General features: G+C 51.5%; 26 protein-coding genes. 11 read left to right on the forward strand and 15 right to left on the reverse strand.

Annotated features, from left to right (window positions below; all coding sequences use genetic code 11):
- The first annotated feature begins 9 nt into the window (after positions 1-9).
- The gene (locus OGV79_RS10735) at positions 10-1,083 is read left to right on the forward strand and encodes a glycosyltransferase family 2 protein (RefSeq protein ID WP_219935917.1); all 1,074 of its coding nucleotides are present in this window, start codon (positions 10-12) and stop codon (positions 1,081-1,083) included.
- A gap of 99 nt (positions 1,084-1,182) precedes the next feature.
- On the opposite strand, the gene OGV79_RS10740 is transcribed toward OGV79_RS10735, so the two are convergent.
- From OGV79_RS10740 to OGV79_RS10785, 10 genes are all read right to left on the reverse strand, one after another.
- The gene (locus OGV79_RS10740; protein ID WP_193757409.1) at positions 1,183-2,070 is read right to left on the reverse strand and encodes a glycosyltransferase family 9 protein; all 888 of its coding nucleotides are present in this window, start codon (positions 2,068-2,070) and stop codon (positions 1,183-1,185) included.
- 110 nt (positions 2,071-2,180) lie between these two features.
- Positions 2,181-3,122 carry a hypothetical protein gene (locus tag OGV79_RS10745; protein WP_047458636.1) on the reverse strand — a complete coding sequence of 314 codons (942 nt, stop codon included), beginning with the start codon at positions 3,120-3,122 and terminating at the stop codon, positions 2,181-2,183.
- 33 nt (positions 3,123-3,155) lie between these two features.
- Positions 3,156-4,589 carry a glycosyltransferase family 2 protein gene (locus tag OGV79_RS10750; RefSeq protein ID WP_286468308.1) on the reverse strand — a complete coding sequence of 478 codons (1,434 nt, stop codon included), beginning with the start codon at positions 4,587-4,589 and terminating at the stop codon, positions 3,156-3,158.
- Positions 4,590-4,594: 5 nt separating this feature from the next.
- A complete protein-coding gene (gene fliJ, locus OGV79_RS10755; RefSeq protein ID WP_012133712.1) occupies positions 4,595-5,038 on the reverse strand; it encodes a flagellar export protein FliJ in 444 nt (147 codons plus the stop codon).
- Positions 5,039-5,044: 6 nt separating this feature from the next.
- Positions 5,045-6,364: a flagellar protein export ATPase FliI gene (gene fliI / locus OGV79_RS10760; RefSeq protein WP_058668664.1), complete on the reverse strand. Its 1,320-nt coding sequence runs from the start codon at positions 6,362-6,364 to the stop codon at positions 5,045-5,047.
- Positions 6,351-7,109: a flagellar assembly protein FliH gene (fliH, locus tag OGV79_RS10765; RefSeq protein WP_049009546.1), complete on the reverse strand. Its 759-nt coding sequence runs from the start codon at positions 7,107-7,109 to the stop codon at positions 6,351-6,353. The genes fliI and fliH overlap by 14 nt, the downstream gene beginning before the upstream one ends.
- Positions 7,110-7,112: 3 nt before the next feature.
- Positions 7,113-8,150 carry a flagellar motor switch protein FliG gene (locus tag OGV79_RS10770; RefSeq protein ID WP_012133715.1) on the reverse strand — a complete coding sequence of 346 codons (1,038 nt, stop codon included), beginning with the start codon at positions 8,148-8,150 and terminating at the stop codon, positions 7,113-7,115.
- Positions 8,122-9,813, reverse strand: a complete 1,692-nt coding sequence (fliF, locus tag OGV79_RS10775) for a flagellar basal-body MS-ring/collar protein FliF (protein ID WP_286468309.1) — start codon at positions 9,811-9,813, stop codon at positions 8,122-8,124. Before fliF ends, OGV79_RS10770 begins: the two co-directional genes overlap by 29 nt.
- A 10-nt stretch (positions 9,814-9,823) precedes the next feature.
- Positions 9,824-10,192 carry a flagellar hook-basal body complex protein FliE gene (gene fliE, locus OGV79_RS10780; RefSeq protein WP_012133717.1) on the reverse strand — a complete coding sequence of 123 codons (369 nt, stop codon included), beginning with the start codon at positions 10,190-10,192 and terminating at the stop codon, positions 9,824-9,826.
- 19 nt (positions 10,193-10,211) lie between these two features.
- Entirely contained in the window at positions 10,212-11,243 is a 1,032-nt protein-coding gene (locus OGV79_RS10785) for a sigma-54 interaction domain-containing protein (protein ID WP_101743927.1), read from the reverse strand.
- A 510-nt stretch (positions 11,244-11,753) separates the two neighbouring features.
- On the opposite strand from OGV79_RS10785, the gene OGV79_RS10790 reads away from it, so the two are divergent.
- Genes OGV79_RS10790 through OGV79_RS10820 form a run of 7 tightly spaced genes read left to right on the forward strand, consistent with a single transcriptional unit; the run spans position 11,754 to position 18,049 of the window.
- Positions 11,754-12,638: a FliM/FliN family flagellar motor switch protein gene (locus OGV79_RS10790; RefSeq protein ID WP_047458648.1), complete on the forward strand. Its 885-nt coding sequence runs from the start codon at positions 11,754-11,756 to the stop codon at positions 12,636-12,638.
- On the forward strand, positions 12,631-13,029 hold the full coding sequence (gene fliN / locus OGV79_RS10795; protein WP_012133720.1) for a flagellar motor switch protein FliN: 399 nt from the start codon (positions 12,631-12,633) through the stop codon (positions 13,027-13,029). The genes OGV79_RS10790 and fliN overlap by 8 nt, the downstream gene beginning before the upstream one ends.
- Positions 13,026-13,778 (forward strand): flagellar type III secretion system pore protein FliP, encoded by a 753-nt coding sequence (gene fliP / locus OGV79_RS10800; RefSeq protein ID WP_047458650.1) that lies wholly within the window; start codon positions 13,026-13,028, stop codon positions 13,776-13,778. The genes fliN and fliP overlap by 4 nt, the downstream gene beginning before the upstream one ends.
- Before the next feature lie 2 nt (positions 13,779-13,780).
- Positions 13,781-14,053: a flagellar biosynthesis protein FliQ gene (fliQ, locus tag OGV79_RS10805; RefSeq protein ID WP_012133722.1), complete on the forward strand. Its 273-nt coding sequence runs from the start codon at positions 13,781-13,783 to the stop codon at positions 14,051-14,053.
- 6 nt (positions 14,054-14,059) lie between these two features.
- The gene (gene fliR / locus OGV79_RS10810; RefSeq protein WP_012133723.1) at positions 14,060-14,833 is read left to right on the forward strand and encodes a flagellar biosynthetic protein FliR; all 774 of its coding nucleotides are present in this window, start codon (positions 14,060-14,062) and stop codon (positions 14,831-14,833) included.
- Positions 14,833-15,966 (forward strand): flagellar biosynthesis protein FlhB, encoded by a 1,134-nt coding sequence (flhB, locus tag OGV79_RS10815; protein ID WP_115181945.1) that lies wholly within the window; start codon positions 14,833-14,835, stop codon positions 15,964-15,966. Before fliR ends, flhB begins: the two co-directional genes overlap by 1 nt.
- Positions 15,953-18,049: a flagellar biosynthesis protein FlhA gene (locus OGV79_RS10820; RefSeq protein WP_110494623.1), complete on the forward strand. Its 2,097-nt coding sequence runs from the start codon at positions 15,953-15,955 to the stop codon at positions 18,047-18,049. Before flhB ends, OGV79_RS10820 begins: the two co-directional genes overlap by 14 nt.
- A gap of 60 nt (positions 18,050-18,109) precedes the next feature.
- Here the strand turns inward: OGV79_RS10820 and OGV79_RS10825 are convergent, their stop codons facing one another.
- Complete coding sequence (locus OGV79_RS10825; protein WP_012133726.1) at positions 18,110-19,099, reverse strand: lysozyme inhibitor LprI family protein; 990 nt, start codon at positions 19,097-19,099, stop codon at positions 18,110-18,112.
- Between the two features lie 168 nt (positions 19,100-19,267).
- Here OGV79_RS10825 and OGV79_RS10830 point away from each other — a divergent pair, with 168 nt between their 5' ends.
- On the forward strand, positions 19,268-19,525 hold the full coding sequence (locus OGV79_RS10830; protein WP_024130634.1) for a hypothetical protein: 258 nt from the start codon (positions 19,268-19,270) through the stop codon (positions 19,523-19,525).
- 126 nt (positions 19,526-19,651) lie between these two features.
- Here the strand turns inward: OGV79_RS10830 and OGV79_RS10835 are convergent, their stop codons facing one another.
- Positions 19,652-21,112 carry an EAL domain-containing protein gene (locus tag OGV79_RS10835; protein WP_158661222.1) on the reverse strand — a complete coding sequence of 487 codons (1,461 nt, stop codon included), beginning with the start codon at positions 21,110-21,112 and terminating at the stop codon, positions 19,652-19,654.
- 232 nt (positions 21,113-21,344) lie between these two features.
- Positions 21,345-21,689 (reverse strand): anti-adapter protein IraM, encoded by a 345-nt coding sequence (locus OGV79_RS10840; RefSeq protein ID WP_286468310.1) that lies wholly within the window; start codon positions 21,687-21,689, stop codon positions 21,345-21,347.
- Positions 21,690-22,000: 311 nt separating this feature from the next.
- On the opposite strand from OGV79_RS10840, the gene OGV79_RS10845 reads away from it, so the two are divergent.
- Positions 22,001-22,531, forward strand: coding sequence for a hypothetical protein (locus OGV79_RS10845; RefSeq protein WP_012133729.1), 531 nt, complete (start codon positions 22,001-22,003; stop codon positions 22,529-22,531).
- A gap of 115 nt (positions 22,532-22,646) precedes the next feature.
- On the opposite strand, the gene cueP is transcribed toward OGV79_RS10845, so the two are convergent.
- Positions 22,647-23,195: a copper-binding periplasmic metallochaperone CueP gene (cueP, locus tag OGV79_RS10850; protein ID WP_049009532.1), complete on the reverse strand. Its 549-nt coding sequence runs from the start codon at positions 23,193-23,195 to the stop codon at positions 22,647-22,649.
- Positions 23,196-23,618: 423 nt separating this feature from the next.
- Here cueP and OGV79_RS10855 point away from each other — a divergent pair, with 423 nt between their 5' ends.
- Entirely contained in the window at positions 23,619-23,810 is a 192-nt protein-coding gene (locus OGV79_RS10855) for a hypothetical protein (protein WP_012133731.1), read from the forward strand.
- Between the two features lie 76 nt (positions 23,811-23,886).
- On the opposite strand, the gene OGV79_RS10860 is transcribed toward OGV79_RS10855, so the two are convergent.
- On the reverse strand, positions 23,887-24,642 hold the full coding sequence (locus tag OGV79_RS10860; RefSeq protein WP_286468311.1) for a helix-turn-helix domain-containing protein: 756 nt from the start codon (positions 24,640-24,642) through the stop codon (positions 23,887-23,889).
- Between the last annotated feature and the right edge of the window lie 87 nt (positions 24,643-24,729).

The following is a 24,729-nucleotide window of genomic DNA, read 5'->3' on the forward strand; positions in this document are numbered from 1 at the left end:
GAGTAGCCAATGAATCACCCTGTCGTATCGATTATTTTGCCGGTCTACAATGTCAGCGCATACCTTGAGCGCTGCCTTGATTCACTCGTTGCGCAGACCTGGCGGCATCTGGAAATTATCGCGGTTAATGACGGTTCGACAGATAACTCCCGGGATATTCTGGCGCGTTATCAGAGCCGTCTGCCGGGTATGCGTATTGTTGACCAGGAAAACAGAGGACTCGCCGAGGCCCGCAACGCCGCGTTAGCAAGCGCATCAGGTGAATATATTTATTGCCTGGACTCTGACGATCATATCGCTTCGGATGGTATCGAAACCATTGTGTGCGAAATGGAAAAGCATCACCTGGATGCCCTGTTTTTCTCCACCCATCTGGAATTTCACCTGCACCATATCAGCAACAATATGGTTTCCGGGTATTATCAACGGCCGCGTAATCTGATTAATAAAACATTTCATGCCGAAACGTTCTTTAATCACTGCATTACCGAACGCGCCCGAACAGGACACGGTTACTCCGTTGTGGTCTGGGGATATGCCTGGCGGCGAAAAACGTATGCTCATATGCGGTTTAAGACACCGTTTTTTGAGGATGAATACTTCACCACCGAATTGCTGCTCAGCGTGCCCGACGCAAAAGTAAGATGCCTTGCCGACAGACTGTATTTCCATACCATTCGTAACGGCTCAATCACCACTTCCAGCAGCAAAGCAAAACGCGCGCTGGCTATCCTTGATACCTTCCGACTGCTGCTTCCCCGGGCCGGAAATATCAGCAATCCCCAAACCGTACAATGTTTAAACCGATATACGGGTATGCTATATCAGGATGCGATAATCCGTAATTTGCCCGAAACGCTGCCTTTATTTTCCGCACAGAAGATGATTCACTATCTGGCATCCATTTTTCATGAACTGTATGTAGACACGCCAACAGAGAATGGGCTTGTGTTGCTGCATGCCTTGATTAACCAAATTGCTCGCGACAGCAATATTATTGATGAGAGCGAATTCATCGCGCTATCAGGCAGAATTGAACTGGCGATAAAGAACAAAAGAAGAATATTAGCCGAAGGTTTTTAGTCTTCATACCACGCTATTTAGCAATACGATTGGCTATGCCGCATAGCCAATCGCTTTTACCAGATATTCCTTCAGGAACCGGCACGACAAGAAATAACGTTATTCCTGGAGCGATAAAACAAAACTGACCATTTGGGTATACAGCATCGCCGGTTCATATTGTCGCAGACAACGGAAAGGGGTTTTATGAACGCACCAGTTTGCAAATTCCTGAGTCGTCGGCACATCAAAAGGGCGTTTAAGCACGGTGGTGAAAATGACATCGTTCATCAGCAAACGCGCACATGGCCCATGACTACAGGCGAGATCAATCCCCATACAACGCCAGCCCGCTTCCCCATAACGAAACGGCAACCGGTGTTCCGCAGCCACGGTTGAATAGAGGGCTACCACAGGGATATCTGTTGCCGCCGCAAGCATGACCGGCCCTGAATCACAGGAAACCAGCATGTTCGCTCGCTGCATAAGCGCAACCGTTTCCAGCGCTGAAAAGCGGTCAATAGCATTGATAACCCCGGTCGGATACGCTTCCGCCATCGATTTTCCCGCCTCAGAGTTGTTATTGCTCCCAATGAACACAACTTGCCACCCCGTTTGCAGCCACATTTGCGCCAGCTCATGCCAGTTATTTTGCGGCCAGGTCCGGTTTGGGTGTCCAATATTAGGGTGCATTAATAACACCGGCGCGTTTTCTAATTTATGTTGCTGCCAGAACGCGTCAACGGCACTGTGGGCAGATTCTGGAATGACCAAATCGAGGTGTTTATCCGCTGCGGACGCCTCAAGCCCTGCCTGCGCGAGAAAAGCATCGATCATATGTAGCGGTCTGAGCGCATGGGCCCAATGCGTAAAGTCAAAGAGTCGCCCTTGCGCCTGCGCCCGCTGAATGCATTGATGCTGCTCCGCACTAAGAGAGTCCACCGGCCAGACCTCGCTGATATGCGGGCATGCCCGCGCCAGCGCGCTAAAGTGCGGCTGGCTCAACATAATGATGCTCGCGCCTGTTTTATTTTTGATGGCTCTGCACGCTGCCAGGAGATACAGGGTATCTCCCATTGCAGCATTAAGATGTAAATAAACAGTATCCATATTATTTATTACAACAGCGACAACCCGCACAGCAGGCTGTAGTCAGAGGTATGCGCCGCATTCGCGGAGAACGGATTCTGCTGCTGCCACCCCTTTAGCGCGTTAATCAGCAGCACGACATCATCCTGCGTCAGCGTTCCCTGTTCGCGGCGGATTGCGCACAGCATTTTGATCTGGAAGAACTGGTTGGCCAGCCCCAGTAGCGCCTCACCGTAATTGGTGCATTGAATGCCGGGGAATACATCGTTATACAGTTGATAAATCAGCGCATTACGCAGGATGTGCGGCTGTTCATCAAACAGCGGAATGGTTGACCAGAGCGATTCCAGTTGCTGAAGACGATCCGCCAACCGCGCCGGCTGCATCACCGACAGCTCGCTCATTTTCAGCGCCACGCTCATTTTTTCAGTCAGCGGCAGATTCAGATTCAGGCGTACCCGGCCCATCTCTTTTAGCGCGGCAATGCGGTTTTCAGCAATCGGAGGCAACAGCGCAAACTGCTGTGTCAGCACACCCTGCTCTGCCAGCATTGCCAGTTGCTCTCCCATAGAGGACAGCAGGGCCGGATCGTGCTCGCCGCCGTCCAGATACTGCTGCGCCTTACTCAGCAAAACGCCTATCGCATACAGGCTGCCTTCCAGCGACAGCGCAGGATGTACCGCCAGGTTAATACATTGCTGGTTCAGGGTTTCGCTCCAGGCGGATAACTCATCTTCGCCCTGCGCCTCCCCTTGCGAGGTGTGCAGGATAAAGGCCTCCGGGTTAAGCAGCATCTCTCTGGCCGCCGCTTCACAGGTGATATCCAGACTTTCACGCTGCTGGTTTTTCAGCTTCACGCTAATACGCGGCCAGTTTTGCTGCGCATGCTGGCAAGCCGGGCACTGGCACGGGGTTTCTCGCGCATCAAAGCGTGACACAAATTCAGGTTGGTAATGTTCTATCAGTTCCATGTTTGCTCTCTCCAGGCGTATTCTGGCCTGCGGTTAGCGGTGTTTACGGAAAAACCAGTGCGTACAATCGATGATTTCGCCACTTTTAGGGTCCGGGTGATGTTGCAGGAAGGCAAAGCTCGGGCTGAATCCCAGCCACAAATCCCCCTTATTCATTAATGCCGCCCAGCAGCGATCCAGGCTTGCCGGATAGTCCATCGCCTGGCGATAGGCGTCCAGCAGGGCATCGTAATAACCTGCGTTAACGGCATACGCGCAGCCGCAACCCGCGTTATAGATCCGCGCCACACCCTTCAATGACTGGGTGAGCGTAAAGTTTTCATAGCGCCCGCCGAGCAGAAGCACCTGCCAGTTAAGCTGGTTCAGGCCATTCAGCAGCTTGTTGATGTCGTTAACGGCGTTCTCTTTTTTGACGAACTGCACGTCGGCATCCAGCAGCAGCACATTTTTCCAGCCTTCTTTCTGCGCCCGCTCAAGCACCTGGCAGTGCGTTGCCAGTTCCGCCCGTTCCGCCGACGCCTCCGCGTTTTTCGCTACCAGCCAGATCTGTTCGCCGCGCAGGCCAAAATCCAGTAAAGCCTCGCAGCGACGAGCCAGCTCCGCCTCTTTTGCCGGGTCGTAGAGCACCGCCACCTTTTCAAAAGCCTGCCAGTTCACCTGAACATTCAGCGGCGCATGACTCAGTCGACGGTAGTGCGCCAGCAAGTTCGCGTCATCGACAATGTCTTCCAGCGTCAGATCCACCGGCGTGGAGCTGCCCATGATGAAATCTTTGTCATAGGTATTGCTGCTGTGCGAAATACAGAGAATGGCGCGCTTCGGATCTATCTGGTGAACCGGCGTGGTAAAGCCTTTCAGGAATCCCGTCTCTTCCGCTTTTGTCGCATTGTCGTCATAACGATTTTTTTTCAACAAATTGCGGTGATACCCAAAAGTGCCGTTCAGCGCATGTCTCGGCCCGAAAGGGTGCGTGATATAGATTTTGTCCAGATGGCTGTACCAGATATAAATCTGATCGCTGCCGGAGAATAGCGCGTTGCTGGCCTGCATCTGCGCCACCTGCCAGGAAATTTTATCCGGCGGGTAATAATCGTCATCGTCAAAACACAGGATGTACTCTCCCTGCGCCATTGCATTGAGCATGTTACGTTTTTGCCCCAGTACCAGACGCGCTTCACTGTGGACATAACGCACGTTGGGCTGCGACGGGTCCGTCATCATCTCAATCAGATCGGCATTGCTGACCGGAGAATCATCCAGAATAATCAGTTCGCGTTTGTCGGCCGGATAGTCCTGGTACTGCCAGATATACAGCAGATACGGCAGGAACTCGCGTCGGTTATACGTCGGGCAGACGACGCTAACGAACGGCGTGCTGTAAACGCGTGCCGTCTGCTGACGGTGAATCAGCGTCCCCATCAGAGAACGCGAAGACGTTTGCGGGAAACCCGGTTTGTTTCTTTTCATAGCGCTTATCGTTGACGAATCAGACGTTGTTGACGCAGCCAGCACTGGGCAGAGAGCGAATCGGTCATTTTCTGTTCCCGACGGTTGATTTCAGCCTGCCGGTCAGCGCGTTTAGCGTCGAGAACCAGCTCAATGCTTTTTTCCCGCTTCGCCTCCGCCAGCAGGTTGCCCTGAATTTTTTGCGCTTCCAGGTGCGCCAGCGCCTGCTCCTGTTTTTGCCAGTCGATAATGCGTTGAATGTTATGTTTATATTTCGACTGGTTAATCATCATGGCCGCACTGTTGGCGCTCTGGGACACCAGACCCGCAGCAAGTGACGTCAGCGTATCGATATTTTTCTCAAACCGTTGGCACAGCTGGTTTTGCGATGCCAGCTTCGTGCTTAAGTCTTCTACCGCGCGAGTGCGCAGCAGGTGAAGTTGCTCAAGCGTAGAAATCAGTTTGCTCATCGTGCATTACCCTGCCTGCGCCAGGGCGCACAGATCGCTGATTGTCGGCTCAAGCAGCGCGGCATCCTGGACTTCCTGTTGTAAGAATTGATTGATCGCGGGCGAAAGGCGTACCGCTCTGTCTGCCAGCGGATCGGCGCCTGCAACGTATCCCCCCAGCGGGATCAGCGGTTTAATACTTTGGTATTCGGCATACAGCTGTTTCAGCGTGCGGGCGGCGAGCTGGTGCTCACGCTCCGTCACCTGACTCATACAGCGGCTGATAGACTGGCCGACATCAATCGCCGGATAATGCCCGGCCTCGGCAAGGTGGCGCGAAAGCACGATATGCCCGTCAAGCACCGCGCGGGCGCAGTCCACAATCGGATCTTGCTGATCGTCCCCTTCCGCCAGCACCGTATAGATCGCGGTCATCGATCCCTCGCTTTCGCTGTTTCCGGCGCTTTCAACCAGCCGCGGGATCATCCCAAACGCCGACGGCGGATAGCCTTTGGTCGCAGGTGGTTCGCCAAGCGACAGGGCGATTTCGCGCTGCGCCATCGCGTAACGCGTGAGGGAATCTACCAGCAGCAGAACGTCTTTCCCTTTATCGCGGTAATAGCCAGCAATGGTGTGGCATAACTCGGTGGCTTTGATGCGCATCAGCGGCGATTCATCCGCTGGCGCGGCGACAATCACCGACTTCGCCAGCCCTTCAGCCTGCAAAGCATTTTCAATAAACTCTTTGACTTCACGACCTCGCTCGCCGATCAGCCCTACCACCACGACTTCCGCCCGGGTGTAACGCGTGATCATGCCGAGCAGAACGCTTTTACCGACGCCGCTGCCCGCCATCAGCCCGACGCGCTGGCCTTTACCGATAGTCAGCAAGCCGTTGATGGCGCGAACGCCAACGTCCAGCGGCGCATGAACAGGCTGACGCTTAAGCGGATGCACCTGCGGAAGCTGCTGCGCTAACAGCGTATCTCCGCCGAGTTTTCCTTTATTATCAAGGGGTTCTCCAAGACCGTTTACCACGCGCCCCAGCCACTGATCGCCGATCATAACCCCTTCAGTTTTGCCTGCGGGAAACACGCGTGCGCCAGCGATCAGGCCAGAGGGATGCTTGAAGGGCATCAGGTAGGTCACGTCACGATCAAAGCCAACCACCTGCGCATCCATCATCTCCTGATCGACGCTTTCAACATGGCACATCTGCCCTACCGCCAGACGACAACCGACGCACTCCAGCAGAATGCCGTTGACCCTGACCAACCGCCCGGCGACGCGCGCCAGATCGATCTGCTCGATAGAGCGCAGCGCCTCTTCAAAATCAAGGCTGCTCATGCGGCGATTCCGGCAGCAAACTGTTTTTCAGTACATCTACGCACTGATCGAGACGGTGCTGACAGCCCACATCCATCTCCGTGGTATCGGTGATAACGCGGCACTCTCCCGGCTCCAGAGAAGGATCGGCAACCAGTCCCCACTCACGCGCTTTCTCCGGTTCGGCCTCGCTGATGCGCATAAATTCTTCGCTGTTCAGCTGAACACGTACCTGCTCCGGCTGATGCGGCAGGCTGGTCAACGCCTCTTCCACCAGCGCCAGCAGTTGCGTCGGGTGCAACGCCAGTTCACAGCGGATCACCTGACGGGTCACTTTTTCCACCAGTTGCAGCAACTCTTCGCGGCGACGCTGCTCGTAACGCTCCAGGTAGTTCTGCACCTCTGCGGTCAGGCGCTCAAACGGGGCGGCGGCGTCCAGGAACTGTTGACGCGCCTGCTGTTTACCTTCAATCAGCCCTTTGCGCATCCCTTCGTCAAAACCAAGACGAATGCCTTCCTGGTAGCCCTCTTCCCGGCCTTCTTCCATCCCCTGGGCAAACCCCCGGTTCATCCCTTCCTGGAACCCCTCTTTTACCTGTAACTGGTAGTCGGCGGGGTCCAGCGTCGGTGCGGCGTCTTCATCAGCGACAACACCGGCAGGCATCCTGCGATTACGCAAGGGCGGGAAGCGGTATAAGCGCGGCTTAACCACCGCCTGGCGGCTGGCGGTCAGGGCATCCAGCGGTAAACTCCGTTTCTTGAACATGGTTTACTCCACCGTCTGCTCGGCAAACAGTTGCACCTGAATTTCACCTTCTTCAGCCAGCTGGCGCACAACCTGCATGATCTCTTTGCGCACCTGCTCTATACGGCTAATCGGCACTGGCCCCAGGCGGGTCGTGGTGCTTTGCAGCAGCGTGACCTGGCGTTTCGGCATCACGTTAAAGATGGCCTGACGCAGAACCGGCTCCGTCCCTTTCAGGGCTACCGCCCACTCTTCGATCGGGATTTCATCCATCAGACGCTGCAACGTCACCGGCGTCTGACGACTGAGAATGTAGAACTCGTACATCTCGTCTTTCAGATCTTCGACCACTTTCTCGTCGCGCTCGCGCAGTTGATCCAGCAGCTGTTGCTGATTGCTGGGGATACGGTTAACGATGTTGGCGGCATGTTTGAGGCCAATCACTTTTGAACCATGCTCGGAAAGCACCGCGACGCCGCGATCGATCAGTCTGTCCAGTTCGTCGATAACGTCACGGTTGATGTCGTCCAGACGCGCGACGCGATAGATAATTTCATCCTGCCGTTCTTGCGGCAGAACGCTTAACACGCTGGCGGCAATATCCGGCGGCAGGAAGGCGAGAAAAACGGCCTGGAGCTGGAGATGTTCCTGCTCAATCAATGCCGCCAGCTGTGGGATATCGACCCATTGCAGGCGTGCCATACGGTAGCGAATTTCATCGCCGTAGATACCGTTGATCACGCTGCGGGCAATCTCACCGCCCAACGCTTTTTCCAGAATACTGCGCAGATACGTGCGTGAGGCGCCGTTGATCCCGCTTTGTTCGCGGTAATCAGAGAAAAAATTGTTCATTGCCAGACGCGCCTGATGCACCTTCACATCATGGAGACGCGCCATCGTTTCGCTCAACAACATAACCTCTTCGCGGTTCAGCTTCTGCATCACCTGCGCGGCGGCCTCTTCGCCTACGCTCATCAGCAGGATCGCCGCCTGCTCCAGACGGCTGCGCCCGGCTGAGGCTGAGTGGTTTTTATCATTCCGGCTTACTGTTGCTTCGGTCATTGCTGTTGATCCATTGTTTCAGTACTTCTGCTACGCGCTCGGTTTCGCTCTGGGCCAACAGCTGGAGGAATTCCACTTTGGCTTCCAGGCCGGAGCTTTGCGGCGGCAGCAGATCTTCATTATTGTTGAACGCCGCTTTCGACAGGCTGGCGAACTCGTCATCGTTCATCACCACCCCATTGTCAGGCGCTTCCAGCTCTTTCTTCGTCGCCTCGCCATCAAGGGTGATCGGGTCGCGACGTCCAAAGCGCTGTACCAGCGGGCGAACGCCAAACAGCAATGTCAGCAAGGCCAGCAGCCCAATTCCGCCATTCTGTCCCCAGTACTGCATGGAAGGGTCTTGCCACCATTTCAGGTCTGGCATGACATCGTCTGCCGGGGCCGTGAAGGTCAGAACATCCAGCGTTAAAGCATCGCCGCGCGCTTTTTCGATACCCGCCGCGCTTTCCACCAGGCGCGTCATCGACGTCAGTTGTTCCGGCGTAATTTTCGCCAGCGCAGGAGCGGCCTGGTTCAGCACCACCGCGACACTCAGTTTTTCCAGCTTGTAACCCGGGTGGCGGATATGGCGAATATCACGATCAAACGCGTACTTACGCTGTTCCTGACTGCGGCTGGAAAGCGAGCGCGGGTCGGTGCTATTCGCGGCGTTTGCAGCGTTTTCAGTGGGCGGATTGCCCTCCGCCGGGTTGGCGGGAGCCTGCGGCGTCGGGTTGACCGGACGGTTACTCAGCGAGCCGGGAATGCCAAACGCCATTTCATTGGTGGTGTTTTCCTGGCTCAGTTGTTCATCGCTGACGCGCGGATCTTTACCCAGCCGTTCCTGAGTCTCTTCCACACGGCTTAAATCTACGGTCGGCGCGACGCTGATACGGAAGTTGCCCGGCCCCACTAACGACGTCAGCAGGCTGGTGATATTTTTCGTGGTATCCTCGCGAATGCGCTGCATGACGTCATCGCCCATGCGCTTGCTCGTCATGCCGCCATCCGGGCCTTCGATGCCGTCAGACAACAAATTACCGCTCTGATCGACCACCCGCACCGCGCCAGGTTGCATACCCGGTACGCTTCCGGCCACCAGTTGAATGACAGAAGCGACCTGCTGCTCATCCAGTTTTCTGCCATAGTGCAGTTGCACCATGACCGATGCGCTGCTGGTCGGTTTATTGGTCAATACAAAGGAGCTGGACTCGTTAAGCCCAAGATGGACGCGCGCGTTTTCCACGGGGTCCAGCGCCATGATGCTCTTCGCCAGTTCCCCTTCCAGGCTGCGTTTGTAACGGACATTCTGAATAAACTGGCTGCTGCCGAGCATCTCTTCTTTGTCCATCAACTCGTAGCCATCGGGCGTCGCCGCGCTGATGCCTTTTGCCGCCAGCGCCATTCGCGCCTGCGGCAGTTTGCTTTCGCTCACCAGAATCTGGCCATTGTCCGGGTTAATGCGGTAAGCGATGTTTTCTGCCCCCAGAACGTCCACCACCTGTGACACCGGCAGATGTTCCTGCGAACCATAGAGCGCGACATAACCCTGATTGCGGTTCCACAGCGACAGAATAATCGCGGCCGCCAGCACCACGCCGCCCACAATCGCCATGAGCTGGGGCTTATTCAGACCGGATGGCACCGACACGGAAGGGAGACGACTTTTAATCTTAGTAAGCACGGTTAAAACCTTAGAGCGGAATATTCATTACTTCGTCCAGTGCCGTGGTGAGCTTATTACGCACCTGCATCATGGCCGAAAAAGCCACGCTGGCTTTCTGACTTTCGATCATCGCACCGGCTAAGTCGTCGCTCAGCCCCATATCAATCGCTTTTTGCTTTGCGCCTGCGCTGTGTTGAATCGCATCGACGTTATCGATAGCGTTATTCAGCGCGCCCGCAAAGGAAATCGGTTCACTGACGCCAAACGCGTTGCTGGCGGGAGCGATAGTTAAAGAGACGTCAACCGAACCGGCTGACGCTAATGAAGCAGTTTGCTGCATTCTGTTCAGCAACGCCTGGTGTGTCGTGTTAATGCCTGCGGCAGTAATCTTATCCATTCATCAATCCTTCCTGGCCTCAGGAATAACATTCAATATCAATACCCTCGTCGCGCATGGAGGCGAGACGATAACGTAGAGCGCGTGGGGTGATGCCTAAAAACTCTGCGGTTTTGGATTTGTTGCCTTTATGGCGTTTAAGCAGATCGATGATGTACTGGTATTCCGCCAGCCGTCCGTGCAGTTTGACATCGCGGATCGACGGGTTGCCCGTCTCCTGCTCGCGATAGGCAGGCATCATTTCGATAACCGGCGCTTCAGGCTGGGAAGCGCGAACGGCCAGGCCAAAGTCGGCGGCGTGAATCTCTTCGCCGTTGCACAAAATCATGCCGCGCTGAATCACATTCTCCAGTTCACGGACATTACCCGGCCAGTCGTATCTGAGCAGGACGGTACGCGCCTCATCGCTCAGACGCAGATCGCCTTTATGAAAAGCGCGGTATTTAGTGATAAAACGCTGGGCCAACGGCAGGATGTCCTGCCTGCGTTCACGCAGCGGCGTAATATGAATAGGCACGACGGAAATACGGTAGAAAAGATCCTGGCGGAAACGGCCTTCGGCAATTTCCTGCTGCAAATCTTTATTTGTAGAAGCGATCAGGCGAATATCCAACGGAATACGCTTATGGCTTCCCAGACGTTCAACTTCCTGCTCTTGCAATACGCGCAGTAATTTTGCCTGCAACGCCAACGGCATATCGCCAATCTCATCAAGCAGCAGCGTGCCGCCATTAGCCTGCTCAAATTTACCGGCAACGCTCGCAACAGCGCCGGTAAACGCGCCTTTCTCGTAACCAAATAAAATGGCTTCCAGCATACTCTCTGGAATAGCTGCACAGTTAACGCCGACATACGGGGCGTCACTGCCGCAGGCATTCTCGTGAATGTATTTGGCGATACACTCTTTCCCTGTTCCCGTTTCGCCCGTAATCAGTACTGATACATTATACTTAGCAACGCGACGCGCTAACGACATTACGCTAACGCTGGCAGGAGAAACGGCGATAAAGCCATTTCTATTACGATCTTCGCATTCAATGATAATACTCATTTAGGTGTACCAACAGAAAAAACAAAATAAGAAATATGCTGTTCAGCCATTATTCAAAGCATCTTTTAAAAACATCACAAACCCAGTTTGTTAATGGGTTTTTATAAGATGTTAATAAAAATAAACAGTTTTTTTAAATCATGAATCAGGCAACTTTCATAAAGTAAAGGCAGTATACGTAGCGAATAGGAATTGTCTTGTTTTTAATGGGTATTAAAATATTAATCTATAAAAATCAATAAATTAAAAAAGTTATTAATGAGAAAATTCCTAGAGAAATAATGGATTAATAACCCCTGGATGCTTGCAATAGCAGGGTTAAGATTGTCTAATCTACATCCTGACGTAATGTGTGAGAGTTTTCGACAGCGACGTTTCTTCTGTGTTGTTCAAGAGCGACACATAATTTTTAAAACTCAAATACCTCCAGGAAATTTTACGGTTCACGCTACACAACAACCAAAAAGTGGCGTTATTTTTCATCTAAACTTTTGGTAACCCGGAATAATCATGAACCCTGCATCACAGCGAGTCAGAATTCATCAGAGAAAGGATTTACCTTCTCTGGTAAAGCTCGACACCAGTAAACTCGGTCGGCCGTGGCACAAGTTACCCAAGTTGATGAATGACAGTTTTGACATACTTGATGCACGCCTGAGCATTTATTTTCTGAAGAAACTCCGTGTTAATGCCGCGTTGAAGTCGATGACCTTCGCAATCGACCAGCAATATAAGAATGCGCAGGTTTTTTCGACGCCTTACGGAAATGTCGCCTTTGTTATTGATCGCATCTTATTGCTGAACATCCTTCATGATTATTACGGTTTAAGTAAAGACAGCAGCCATGTTGCGCCAGATGAATCGTTGCGTGTGACAAAAACAGAAGAGCGCCTGAGAAGTAAACTGGGTCAGGAACTCACGCAACTGGTGATTTGCAAAGAAACCTTTGGCGAAAATCTCGATATTAAGGTCGATTATTCAACGGTCATTAGCCACTGGTCCTGGTGCATTACCTTTACCCTCGAAGGGTACGATCACGGCTCTTTTACCATTCTGCTCGATCACCACCATGTTGATCAGATGCTGGCGATACTCCGTTCGCCAGATGCGGCCGATAGCCGCGCCGTGAAAAGCGTGCCGCTGAGCCCTGCGCAGATAGAACGGTTGTTCGACAGTCTGCCGTTAAAACTGAGCGGGCGTCTGGCCAGCCTGAACCTGACCGTCGCCCAGATTTCCGATATTAAACCCGGGGATATCATCCCCATCGCCATTAACGAACCTTTACCGGTATTTATCGGCAAAGAACAGATTTTTGAGGCTGCTATCGTTGAAGATCGTAGCAAGCTGTTTTTGTGCGATATCTATGATAAGACAACCGAGAAGCAATATGAGTGATTTGCAACACGAGCTAAGCCAGTCTCTTGACCTGGATGACCTGAACCTTAGCGATATGACGCAGGAAGACACCGTCGAAGGGAATATCCGCCTGGATTTGCAGCCTGAAACGCGCAACACCGCGATGACGGATATCCGTAAAATGGCGCTGTTTAGCCGCATTCCCGTGACGCTGACGCTGGAAGTCGCTTCCGTAAATATCTCGCTTGCTGAATTAATGTCAGTCAACAGCGATTCGGTGGTCGAACTGGACAAGATGGCGGGCGAGCCGCTGGACATTAAAGTGAACGGCATTCTGTTTGGTAAAGCAGAAGTGGTGGTGCTCAACGATAAATACGGCCTGCGAATCATTGAATTCAACGCCAAAGAACTCGGTGAGCTCACGCGATGAACCGCTTGTTTAACAGAAGCGGCATCGCTCTGCTGCTCCTGGGTCTGCTTGTCGCACAACCGGCACTGGCTGCAAATGGCGACATTACCCTCTTTAGCACCGCCGCCAACGGCGCAGGTCAGGATTACAACGTTAAAATTGAGATCCTGATCCTGATGACCCTGCTCGGCTTATTGCCGATCATGGTGCTGATGATGACCTGTTTCACCCGCTTCATTATCGTTCTGGCGATTCTGCGCCAGGCGCTCGGGCTGCAACAAAGTCCACCCAATAAAATTCTTACCGGGATTGCGCTGGCGCTGACATTGCTGGTGATGCGCCCAGTCTGGACCACGATTTATACTGACGCCATTGACCCTTTTCAAAAAGATGAAATCACGCTGAAACAGGCGCTGGCGAAGGCGGAAGTGCCGCTGAAGAACTACATGCTGGCCCAGACGAACAATAAAGCGATGGCGCAAATGATGAGCATCGCCGGGATCGAGGGCGATGCGCGCGAGCAGGATCTCACGATCGTGACTCCGGCCTATCTGCTGAGCGAACTGAAAACCGCCTTCCAGATCGGCTTTATGATCTATATCCCCTTCCTGGTGATCGACCTGATTGTCGCCAGTATCCTGATGGCAATGGGGATGATGATGCTCTCGCCGCTGATCGTCTCTCTGCCCTTTAAGCTGATGCTGTTCGTCCTGTGCGATGGCTGGACATTGATCGTCGGTACGCTGGCCTCCAGCGTTCAGGGTCTTTAGCGATGATGAACATGGACACGGCAGGCGACATCATGGCGACCGGCATCCATCTGGTGCTGCTGATTTCCGCCGTCGCCATTATTCCCAGCCTGATTGTCGGGCTGTGCGTCAGTATTTTTCAGGCCACCACGCAAATTAACGAACAGACGCTGAGCTTTCTGCCGCGACTGGTCGTCACTCTGGGCGTGCTGATCTTCGCCGGTAAGTGGATGCTGACGCAACTGGTGGATTTTACGATCCAGATCTTTCACCAGGCGGCGGCGCTGGTCGGTTAAGCGGCGATGGGAATCGATATACAGGCGCTGTTCACGCCGCTGATGGCTCTGGTGCTGCCCTTTTTCCGCATCCTGGCGTTTTTGCAGTTCGCGCCCGTGCTGGACAACCGGGCTTTTTCCCGTCGCATTAAGATTGCCGCAGCGCTGGCGCTGTCGATCATTATCACCCCCATGCTGCCCAATAATGTTGTGCTCAGCGAACTGCTTTCGATGCGCACCGTCTTGCTGATCGGCGAGCAGCTCCTGTGGGGATTCCTGTTCGGCATGGCGCTCCAGCTCGTCTTTGTCACGCTGCAAACCGCCGGGCATATTCTGTCGATGAACATGGGGCTGGGGATGGCGATGATGAACGACCCGGTCAACGGCAGCTCCACTACGGTGATTTCGCAGATCATTTATGTTTTCTGCGCACTGCTCTTTTTCATCATGGATGGGCACCTGCTGCTGGTCACGATTCTGTTCAAAGGCTTTAGCTACTGGCCTATTGGTCAGGCGATTAACCAGCCAACGCTGACGCTGATTGTTCAGGGACTGGGCTGGATTATGGCATCCGCGACGCTTATCGCGCTGCCGACGACGTTCGTCATGCTGATTGTGCAGGGCGGATTTGGCCTGCTAAACCGCGTTTCACCGACGCTGAACCTTTTCTCGCTAGGTTTTCCGATCAGTATGCTGTTTGGGTTGCTCTGTATCTCGATGATGGTGACCAACATTCCTGATCACTATCTCAATCTCACCAATGAAATACTGGCGAAGCTCGACGCCATAAGGGTGTCGTAATGTCCTCCAGCGGCGACAAAAGCGAAAAACCCACCCCCGGAAAACTGCGCAAAGCGCGTGAAAAAGGCGACCTCCCGCGCTCAAAAGATCTGACGATGGCGGCGGGACTGCTGGCGTCGTTTTTCACCCTCGCCGCATTTCTGCCCTATTACCAGCAGTTAATCCGTGAATCGTTTGCCGCTGTCGGTGAAATGGCGGGCAGGCTCGACGATCCCACGGCGCTAAATCAGTTTATGCTACTGAACGTCTGGGTTGTACTGCGCTTTATCGCAACGCTGATTCCGATTCCGCTGTGCTGCATAGTGGCAAGCCTGGTGCCTGGCGGCTGGATTTTTACCCCCACAAAACTGAAGCCGGATTTTAAAAAGCTCAGCCCCATTAGCGGCGTCAAGCGGATGTTTTCCGCCAGCCACTACACGGAAGTCGGCAAGATGCTGCTCAAGTGCGGCATTATTCTTACCGTGTTGTACATGATGGTTCATGACTCCATGCACGCTCTGCTGCACCTGCAACAGCTTTATCTTCGTCAGGCGATCGGACAAGGGTTTGCCATTTTTCGTCACGTCTTCAGCTACTTCATCGCCGTTATTGTCATTTTCGCCCTGCTGGATGTACCGCTCAGTAAGTTCATGTTCACCAAAAAAATGCGCATGACCAAACAGGAAGTGAAAGAAGAGTATAAAAACAACGACGGTAATCCACAGATTAAAGGACGCATCCGCCAGCTTCAGCGTCAGATGGCGATGGGGCAAATCGCGCGAACCGTACCAACGGCAGACGTTATCATCACCAACCCGACGCATTACGCCGTTGCGCTGAAATATGATCCACAGCGTGCCGAAGCCCCTTACATCGTTGCTAAAGGAATCGACGATGTTGCGCTCTGGATCCGTGAAGTGGGCGCTAATCACAATATCGAGGTGGTGGAATTTCCGCCGCTGGCGCGGGCAGTTTATTACACCACCCGCGTTAACCAACAGATTCCCACGCAGCTTTTCCGCGCTATTGCCCACGTACTGACCTACGTCATGCAATTAAAATCCTGGCGCGAAGGCAACGTGGAACAAAAGCCCCGCCTGAACAGGCAAATCAACATTCCTCAAGAGGTACTGAAAGCCAATGGCGAACAGTAAATTGCGCAACGCGCTGAGCGTGCTCCGTCAGGGGCAAGTCGGCGTGCCTATTCTGCTTCTCTGCGTGCTGGCAATGGTTATTCTGCCGTTGTCGCCGCTGATGCTGGATATTCTGTTTACCTTTAATATCGTCCTGGCGGTCATCGTGCTGCTGGTATCGGTGAATATGCAGCGTCCGCTGGACTTTGCGATTTTCCCGACGCTGTTGCTGATCACGACGTTAATGCGTCTGACGCTGAACGTCGCCTCTACCCGCGTGGTGTTGCTGCACGGTCATGAAGGCGAAGGCGCGGCGGGTAAGGTCATTGAAGCCTTTGGTCAGGTGGTCATCGGCGGCGATTTCGTCGTCGGTTTCGTGGTGTTTATCATCCTGATGATCATCAACTTCGTGGTAGTCACCAAAGGGGCGGAACGTATTTCCGAGGTTTCCGCGCGCTTTACCCTGGATGCGTTGCCGGGTAAACAGATGGCTATCGACGCCGATCTGAACGCGGGTCTGATTAACCAGCAGCAGGCCCGAAACCGCCGACAGGAAGTATCGAAAGAAGCAGACTTCTACGGTGCGATGGACGGCGCGTCGAAGTTTGTTCGCGGTGACGCCATCGCCGGGATCATGGTGCTGATCATCAACGTGATCGGCGGTATCTGTATCGGTATTTTTAAATACGATCTCGATGCCAGCCACGCGTTCCGCCAGTACGTACTGCTGACCATTGGTGACGGTCTGGTCGCCCAGATCCCGTCGCTGCTGCTGGCGACTGCCGCAGCGATTATCGTGACCCGCGTCAGCGAAGGCAATGACGTCAGCGATGAGATTAAAATCCAGCTTCTCTCTCGCCCGAAGGTGCTCTATACCGCCGCTTTCGTGATGTTTATTCTCGCGATTGTGCCGGGAATGCCGCACATCGCCTTCCTGAGCTTCACCGCCCTGCTGCTGTTTGCCGCCTGGCGGCAGAGCAAAGCGGTGCAGCCCGCCCAGGAAGAGACGGATATGGAGGCCATCACCGAAGCCATCGCGCCGGATGCGACGCCAGGCGTTTCCTGGGAAAGCATTCCATTGGTGGAGCCCATTGGCCTGAATCTCGGCTATAAACTGGTCACGCTGGTGGATGAGTCGAAGGGCAGTCCGTTGTCACAACGTATACGCGGCGTTCGCCAGGTCATTTCCGAGCACTGCGGCGTACTGCTGCCGGAGATCCGCATCCGGGAAAACTTCCGCCTGAAACCGGCGCAATACGCGATTCATATCAACGGCATTCGTACCGCGCTCGGCGAAGTCCAGGCTGAAAAACTGATGGCGATTCCCGGCACTGAATTGTACGGGGAGATCAACGGCATACTGGATACCGACCCCGCTTACGGCATGGCAATTGTCTGGATCGACCCGGAACAAAAGGCGAAAGCGCTGAATCTTGGTTATCAGGTGGTTGACTGCGCGAGCGTGGTGGCGACGCACGTCAACAAGGTCGCCCGCGAACATCTGCCAGATCTGTTTAACTATGACGATATTACCCACCTGCATGCGCGCCTGGCGCTCCAGGCGCCAAAGCTGGCGGAGGATTTAAATGCCGCGTTTAGCTACAGTCTGCTGCTGCGCATTTATCGCCAGTTATTGCTGGAGCAGATTTCACTGAAGGATATCGTCACCATCGCGTCCACATTGCTGGAAAGCGTCACCGTGACGAAAGATCCCGTTCTGCTGACCTCCGACGTGCGCTATGCTCTGCGCCGCGCCATCGTTCACACCATTAACGGCGATCGTCAACAACTCGCGGCCTACACCATCGACAGCCAGCTGGAGAATATGCTGCTGGGCGCGCTCAACCAGGCGCAGCAGGCCGGAAAAGTGGCGCTGGATAGCTTCCCTGTCGATCCGAACATTCTGACCCAGTTGCAGACGACAATGCCGATGATTTACGAGCAGATGAAGGCGAAAGGGCTGCCGCCGCTGCTGCTGGTAACGCCGCAGCTACGTCCAGTGATCTCCCGCTATGGCCGGCTGTTCGCCAGCGGGCTGCATATTCTTTCTTATAATGAAGTACCGGATGACGCGGATCTGAACGTCGTAGGGACGCTGGCATAACCGGCAGGAGATCGACAAAGGAGATCGCGATGACGATCTCCTTTCCCATAACGACAGGTTTTATTGATCCAGGTAACGCAGTTTCCAGCCAGCGAGCGTACGCGGCATTTTCTTGATATCGTTACCTCTGGTGCTGAAGTAGTACAACTGCATTTTTCCGGCGCTGTCGCGTTCTACCCTCGCCGCCCAGATATTGCTTTGCGTGTACATAATAATGGCCGTATGGTTGTTCGCCGCGCCACGCACCCACATAGAGACGACCGTTGCGCCGATGTTATCTATATCATCCTGATAAATGTAAACGTTGGCGGTATCCACAAACTTCTGGTAATCATCCCCCACCAGCGCGCGGAAGCGCTCATCCATTTTGGGGTCGGAGAAAATTCCCAGCGAGTACAGCGTCGCCTTCGGGCGAGGATCGTGATCCGAGCGCAGATAACGCCCATCAATAAATGCCCCCGTCGGCATCGAAATCCGGCATCCCCAGTCCGCGTTGCTGTAGACCTGAAGCGCGCCGCTTTTACGGGGGATAAACAGCAGTTTGCAATTACTGGTATCGGCAATACGTTCGACCAGCGCCATGCCGTACAGTTTTCGGGCTTCAGCCGTAAACTCATCTTTATTTAATCCCGACCAGACACGAATATCCGTCGTGACTGACCATTCCGCGCTCCGGCTGAACTGGATCATTCCGCCACTTAAATTGGACACACTGGTGTTCCACCACAGCCCTTCCCAGTCAAAATCCGGGGCAACGTCTGAAATAGAACTGATGCCCTGATAGTAGGCACGCTCAATGCAGCTGTCGGAGGTACACGCCTGTAGCGACTTTTCCCATTCCTGGTACTTCTTGTGAACCTGTTGAGAAGGGTTTCTAACCAACATCGTGTGATAGATAACCGTCATCGTGCTGTCCAGCCAATGAAGATTGTCGTTGTTACAAATGGTGTTTTCTAAAGGCATAGAAGCACGCTGACAGTTAACCGCATAAGCGCTGGCAGCGGAGAATGACACAAGGAGTATCAGACAGTTAATCAGGCGACCAATCATTATGAATAATCTTTAACCAATACAGGGGCTTATTTTGGCTAAATTATGTTTTATTTGCAATAAGTCACAAGATTTTATTCACATTATGAATAATCACCTCCCTGATTTAAGTTGTTGCCGGTAAATGCCGCTTGATAACAATATGTGTTCCTCATGGATTGTTAGGTTATGAAGATAGACAGTAGTAATTACATGCTTTCGACACTCTCCTCAGGTTCGTCACAAAACGATGCCAGTCGCAAACCTCTCGGCATCACGCGTAACAGCGGGCAGGCCAGTCCACAAAGCGGCTACTGGCAATTGTCCAGCACCGCGGTATCGGCTGTAGTGAACCTAAAAAAAGGGGAAATGATGCCTTATTATCAGGGCTCGCCCGTGCAATGGCAGTTAATTCAGTATGATTTAGGTAAAGAGACGCCAGTCTAAATCATCGCTATACAGCATAATTATTATGAGCGGTAATCTGTCACGCACTTGAGATAGCTTATCGTTCATATCACGCCCCCTCCCCCGCGCTGAGTCCTTCAGGATATAATTCCTATAATCAGTATGTTACGTGACAACCTGATAACCTCTGATAAAGCGGATAAAATTCGCGAATGAAAGTGGCCGGGAGAAGAAATAGCCCTGGAAGAAATCAACATTTTTAGATCGAAGATAATCAACCTGGTACTTATGCTCCACCCCTTCCGCAGTCGTTTGAATACGCATTCTTTGTGCCATCTCGACCACACAATCAACAAGCGGCGTATTTTTCCCTTCCGAAATCAGATTAATAAACATGCGACCTATTTTAATATTCTCTGGCCGCAGGCCAGTGATATAAGACAGGTTAGAAAATCCCGTGCCAAAGTCATCCAGCGACAGCCCGACATTATGAATCTTCATATAATCAATTTTATTGGAGATATCATCATTCACTTCGATCTCTCCACGCTCGGTGATTTCAAAAACAAGTTGCAGGTTCTGTTCGCGAAACACACCTGAATACGTCCCGATGAATGAATAAAAAGAGTCCTTCACCAGATGAGCATGGCTGATGTTCAGGTTAAATTTAAAACCCGGTTTAAATACCGTGACCGAGCGTTGAATATCGATAACCACCAGATCCAGTAATCCTTTCGTCAGGTCGGCAATCAACCCGGCACGTTCTGCCACCGGGATAAAGATATCGGGAGAAACAGAACCCGCTTCACAATGTTGCCAGCGGGCCAGAACTTCCGCGCCAATCACGCGGTTTGTTTTGGCGCATACAATCGGCTGGTAGTAAGGCTGGATTTCATTTCTTCTGATGGCCACCGCAAGGTGATGAGGTAATGATGCCCGATGCGATAACAGTAACCAGAGCAATATGGATGATACGAGCGCACTGGCGATAATCATCGCAATATAGCGCCATGAGTGGGCGATCACGACCAGCGCATCCCCCAGTTCGGTTTTTCGCCAGGCAATCGTATAAAGTTTGTTATAACTTTCCGCTTTTATATAGTGTGAAAAATGCGACTCCTGCAAACTCCCCGGTTTAACGCCAGAGGCGGTTAAAATTTTATCGTTCATGCGTAAAACAATACGATCGCTGAACGCCATATTTTTGATGCGCTCAACAATAATGCGCACATCAGAAGCCGCAAATATTCTTCCCGCCGGATAAGAAACATAAAGCATCATGATGAAATCATGCGGAGAGGTGATCACCCGATCAACCCTTATGCCCTGCTGTAAAGAGAGAGCAGGACTCAGGGTGTACCCTTTGTTGTAGAGTAGCGAGGAACAATAAATCGTATTGCCCTGCGTAAAGTTAAGCGACTGAAGATGCGGGTAGCGTGTGGGGATAATATTGAGCTTTTTTTCCAGTGTCGTATTACAGGGCTGACCCAGTAACGGTTGCGCCTGCGCAATCGCCAGTCGGGCATCGCCTAATACTTTATCGACGACAAAAGCCAGACTTTTGACCTCAGATTGCAGCAGCGCCTGCTTACTTTGCTGTACGCTCGTTAACTCCAGCCACAGCACGCTGGCAAATACCAGAAAAAACAGAAAGACAGAAGCTGTAAGGATTCTTTTATCTGATTTTGTTATAAACCTTAAAGACATATCAGGTCGCTTCTTTTCTACTCAGGGCACTCTGTATTCAGGCGACACAGAACCGGCCCGTCTTAAATGACAGCAATAAAAAGGATGGATACCCAATTTGCATGTAACGACGACGTTCTGCGATGCCAGAATAGTCACGCCATAAATTATTTTATCCGGTGACAGTCCTCGCGCCATACGGACAAAACGTGAATACGCACTGCTGCTGTCGCGCACAGTGATTGATGGTAACAACGCCATTTCCCGGGCAATCAATTCGGTTATGAAAAGAGGCCCATAACGCATTGCTGTAGGGGAAAACGTGCAGGATTTTGATGTTCCTTTTTTTCCCGTTCGCCAGGACGCCTGAATCCTCCGGGGAGATAACGGAACCTGTGCGTAAAAAATAATCGCCCTTATACCACAGAATGAACTTAAGATTTTCCGCTCCGCTGGTCAGCGCAAAGGCGGTTCCCGTTGTCGGGCACACCAGGTTATTTTCGACGCTCCACTCCATAACAAACTCCTTTTGTTGTATGTTCGTCCATTAACGCCCTAAGAGAATTACTAATACTCTGCCTCATGTCTAACAGAAATAAGAAAAATCAAAAACCTTACGCTTGAACAGAAAACAAATACTTTATTTACACATTGACAAGGCGATCTGATTTGACTTAATGAAACATATCAGCTAACTCTGCATCTATTTTTTAAAATATCAACAGAATTTATAGCAATCACACAACATAAGATTTAAGTACAGGCCGGATTGTGTCGCAATGGTACTCAGGCAATTTGAGCAAAATAACAAATGAAGGAGTCTGATGTATGGATATAATATTTATTATCTCCTTAATCATAATTGGCTGCATCCTGGCACTGTCTGGAGGATGGATACTCATTCTGAAAGCCGAAGCTAAAATAGAACAAAAAATAATGGATGGGCTGGAACTCAAAAGGAAAGAGGATCAGAATAATAAAATTCTGCAAAAATATGAGGAGCTGTTAGCAATGGAAATCGAATGGCATACGTATCGAATATCCACCATTGAGTTTTTCATTACAAAAGTGAAGAGTAAAAGCGCCACAGAAACGCCGATAACACAACCGACAATAAGCGGCGACAGCAAACTTTACTCCAAAATAAAAGCATTAATATCTATTTACTTTCCGCATCTACAGGATGATTATAATACGCTGTGTAAAGTTTCAAACTGCTCTATCTATTTTGACTTTATCTACGGCAGATGTACCAGCAGCAATAAAGTCATTACCACACTGACAGAAAAGCGAGCGCAATTTAAATCGCTGTCTACGGAATTTCAAAACAAAATCCGAAAAGAAGTCACCATTACATGATACGTGATTCGCACCCGATGCGGGGCTGAGTCACCGGCAAGGGAATCGCCCTGAAGATAGAGACTGGCGAAGAATGCAGCACATCGTCAGTCATCTCTTCAGGCTGTTTATCTCTTTACGAGGCAGCGCGTAATTGCAGGTCGGTCAGGCAAGTCTGACTGTCATTCGCGGTTTTAAACGAATAAGCCGCTTTTTTCCCCTCATGACTGATTTCAATCATCCCCTCAGTGTTACGCGGCAGCCATAACCCGATAAAGCCATTCTGATAACTTTTCATTTTCTTATGTATCAACACCGTACCGTTCCGATCTGTCACGTTCACATCAAACCAGGTGTCCGGCATTTCTCCCTGGCAACCTGAAAGACTGTGGTTAAAACAGGGATGGGTTTGATATTCATAAGGCGCCAGCGAGAGATAAAATTTCTCACCCAGCGGAAAGGTGTACGTTTCGCCATTCGCCGACAGTTTCAGATCCGTGCTGGTCACAGAAGCGGTATACGGTAAAGGACGCGACTGAGGGTTTTGATCGATAGCATCCACCATTTGCTCAACCGATTTTCCCGCCAGCCCGCGTTCAGCCAAAAACGCCGTTTCCTGCGTCGATGCCATTGAGATATTACTTAGTGCAATAAATAATAATAAAGACTGAATGATTTTCGGCATAATTATTATCCTTGTACGAATTGTGTTTCACAATTATACGTCTTTTCAGGAAGAAGAAGACAGGCGCACATCAGGTAAAGTTTAGAAAAGATCTGTATGAGCGTGCTAAATAAGCAAAAAAATGAAAGACATGCAGTCCAATAAAAAAGAGTTCAAGTGACCATATCACAATTATGAACTTTTCCCTGTAAAATATATGTTATATAAACAACTAACTGATAACATGTCAACACTGATAAAAGCGTAATACATCAATGTAAACAGAACACACCTGAGTCCAGAGTCTCATTTATTCTCTCCGGTACATTGTCCTTGCATCTTAAATCCAATGAGAAAAAATAATAATCTTGACAAGATAATTACACAGCATAAATATGGGCAATAAGAAATAAAGGCATAACCTTATAAGCATAAGGAATATTTATGAAAAGGGAACTGTTAAACATAAAAAAAACAGGAAGAAATAAAATAGACCACGACCTTAACTTAAAAATTAATGTCTTTAAAACGTTGCGACAAGAAAATGTCCTGATGAAGGATTATATTAATCTGCTGGAAAACAGAATTATTTTTCTGGAAGGCGTCATTCTGGAGAAAACGAAGAACAAATCATAAGATTCTATTATACAGGCAGGGATGTCTGACTCCGTGTGCCTTGTCGCATAAGTAACTCTATTTATGCGACCTTTTTTTAAACCACATTCGTACCATGACCGAAACGCAGATAGAACTGCCCTGGCGTCATTCCCATAAAACGCCTGAACACGGCAATAAATGCACTCACATTCTCATAACCCGCTAATTGCGCGACAAGGCTGACAGGCTCTCCGCGCAGTAAATATTCCAGCGACAAAATGACTTTCGCTTTTTGCTTCCACTGACCGAATGTTAATCCCGTCTGCTGTATAAAAAGGCGGCTCAACGTCCTGACGCTCAGCCCGGCCTGTTTCGCCAGCTCTGCCTGACTCAGCGTATAGGCCCTGTCGGCCAGTATTTTTTGCGCAATCTGTCTGACCCTTCTGTCGTCGGGAAGGATCAATTGTGAAGAGAGCGCATCAGCATAGCGAATCTCATCGACCATAACCTGCAACAGGTGAGCCAGCCGCTCTGAAGGCTCTCCGATGGTTCCCTCCCCACAAATTTTCTCAAGCAACAGCAGTAAAAAAGGCGACGCTGCCCGAATGCACGGCGAGGAGGGAAAGGCCCCGCAATATTCCGCGCTGAAGTGCAGACTGGCGCCATATGCACTCACCGGCATCCACGCACAATGGGGTAACGACGGCGGAATCCACCCTACCGAACCGGGCGTCAACGCCCACTGCCCTTGTTCCGTTTCGACCATCACCATGCCACGCGTGATCCAGTACAACTGCCCGCCAGGGTGATGGTGCCACTGAGTCGTATGCTTAGAGGAGTGATGTAAAGGTTGAATGCTTTCTATCATCATGGCCGATTTAGCGTATTTATTGTCTTACTACGGTTACTTTGCCGCTTCAGTCTAAGGGTAATCTTCCCTGTACGCAATCACGATGAG

The sequence above is a fragment of the Citrobacter sp. CK185 genome, assembly GCF_030333565.1.
In the GTDB taxonomy this organism is placed as follows: domain Bacteria; phylum Pseudomonadota; class Gammaproteobacteria; order Enterobacterales; family Enterobacteriaceae; genus Citrobacter_B; species Citrobacter_B koseri.

What these genes read in the sequence shown, in the direction of transcription:
- OGV79_RS10735 (WP_219935917.1), top strand. Translation starts at nt 10, where the DNA reads ATGAATCACCCTGTCGTATCGATTATTTTGCCGGTCTACAATGTCAGC.
- OGV79_RS10740 (WP_193757409.1), bottom strand. Translation starts at nt 2,070, where the DNA reads ATGTTGAGCCAGCCGCACTTTAGCGCGCTGGCGCGGGCATGCCCGCAT.
- OGV79_RS10745 (WP_047458636.1), bottom strand. Translation starts at nt 3,122, where the DNA reads ATGGAACTGATAGAACATTACCAACCTGAATTTGTGTCACGCTTTGAT.
- OGV79_RS10750 (WP_286468308.1), bottom strand. Translation starts at nt 4,589, where the DNA reads ATGAAAAGAAACAAACCGGGTTTCCCGCAAACGTCTTCGCGTTCTCTG.
- fliJ (WP_012133712.1), bottom strand. Translation starts at nt 5,038, where the DNA reads ATGAGCAAACTGATTTCTACGCTTGAGCAACTTCACCTGCTGCGCACT.
- fliI (WP_058668664.1), bottom strand. Translation starts at nt 6,364, where the DNA reads ATGAGCAGCCTTGATTTTGAAGAGGCGCTGCGCTCTATCGAGCAGATC.
- fliH (WP_049009546.1), bottom strand. Translation starts at nt 7,109, where the DNA reads ATGTTCAAGAAACGGAGTTTACCGCTGGATGCCCTGACCGCCAGCCGC.
- OGV79_RS10770 (WP_012133715.1), bottom strand. Translation starts at nt 8,150, where the DNA reads ATGACCGAAGCAACAGTAAGCCGGAATGATAAAAACCACTCAGCCTCA.
- fliE (WP_012133717.1), bottom strand. Translation starts at nt 10,192, where the DNA reads ATGGATAAGATTACTGCCGCAGGCATTAACACGACACACCAGGCGTTG.
- OGV79_RS10785 (WP_101743927.1), bottom strand. Translation starts at nt 11,243, where the DNA reads ATGAGTATTATCATTGAATGCGAAGATCGTAATAGAAATGGCTTTATC.
- OGV79_RS10790 (WP_047458648.1), top strand. Translation starts at nt 11,754, where the DNA reads ATGAACCCTGCATCACAGCGAGTCAGAATTCATCAGAGAAAGGATTTA.
- fliN (WP_012133720.1), top strand. Translation starts at nt 12,631, where the DNA reads ATGAGTGATTTGCAACACGAGCTAAGCCAGTCTCTTGACCTGGATGAC.
- fliP (WP_047458650.1), top strand. Translation starts at nt 13,026, where the DNA reads ATGAACCGCTTGTTTAACAGAAGCGGCATCGCTCTGCTGCTCCTGGGT.
- fliQ (WP_012133722.1), top strand. Translation starts at nt 13,781, where the DNA reads ATGATGAACATGGACACGGCAGGCGACATCATGGCGACCGGCATCCAT.
- fliR (WP_012133723.1), top strand. Translation starts at nt 14,060, where the DNA reads ATGGGAATCGATATACAGGCGCTGTTCACGCCGCTGATGGCTCTGGTG.
- flhB (WP_115181945.1), top strand. Translation starts at nt 14,833, where the DNA reads ATGTCCTCCAGCGGCGACAAAAGCGAAAAACCCACCCCCGGAAAACTG.
- OGV79_RS10820 (WP_110494623.1), top strand. Translation starts at nt 15,953, where the DNA reads ATGGCGAACAGTAAATTGCGCAACGCGCTGAGCGTGCTCCGTCAGGGG.
- OGV79_RS10825 (WP_012133726.1), bottom strand. Translation starts at nt 19,099, where the DNA reads ATGATTGGTCGCCTGATTAACTGTCTGATACTCCTTGTGTCATTCTCC.
- OGV79_RS10830 (WP_024130634.1), top strand. Translation starts at nt 19,268, where the DNA reads ATGAAGATAGACAGTAGTAATTACATGCTTTCGACACTCTCCTCAGGT.
- OGV79_RS10840 (WP_286468310.1), bottom strand. Translation starts at nt 21,689, where the DNA reads ATGGAGTGGAGCGTCGAAAATAACCTGGTGTGCCCGACAACGGGAACC.
- OGV79_RS10845 (WP_012133729.1), top strand. Translation starts at nt 22,001, where the DNA reads ATGGATATAATATTTATTATCTCCTTAATCATAATTGGCTGCATCCTG.
- cueP (WP_049009532.1), bottom strand. Translation starts at nt 23,195, where the DNA reads ATGCCGAAAATCATTCAGTCTTTATTATTATTTATTGCACTAAGTAAT.
- OGV79_RS10855 (WP_012133731.1), top strand. Translation starts at nt 23,619, where the DNA reads ATGAAAAGGGAACTGTTAAACATAAAAAAAACAGGAAGAAATAAAATA.
- OGV79_RS10860 (WP_286468311.1), bottom strand. Translation starts at nt 24,642, where the DNA reads ATGATGATAGAAAGCATTCAACCTTTACATCACTCCTCTAAGCATACG.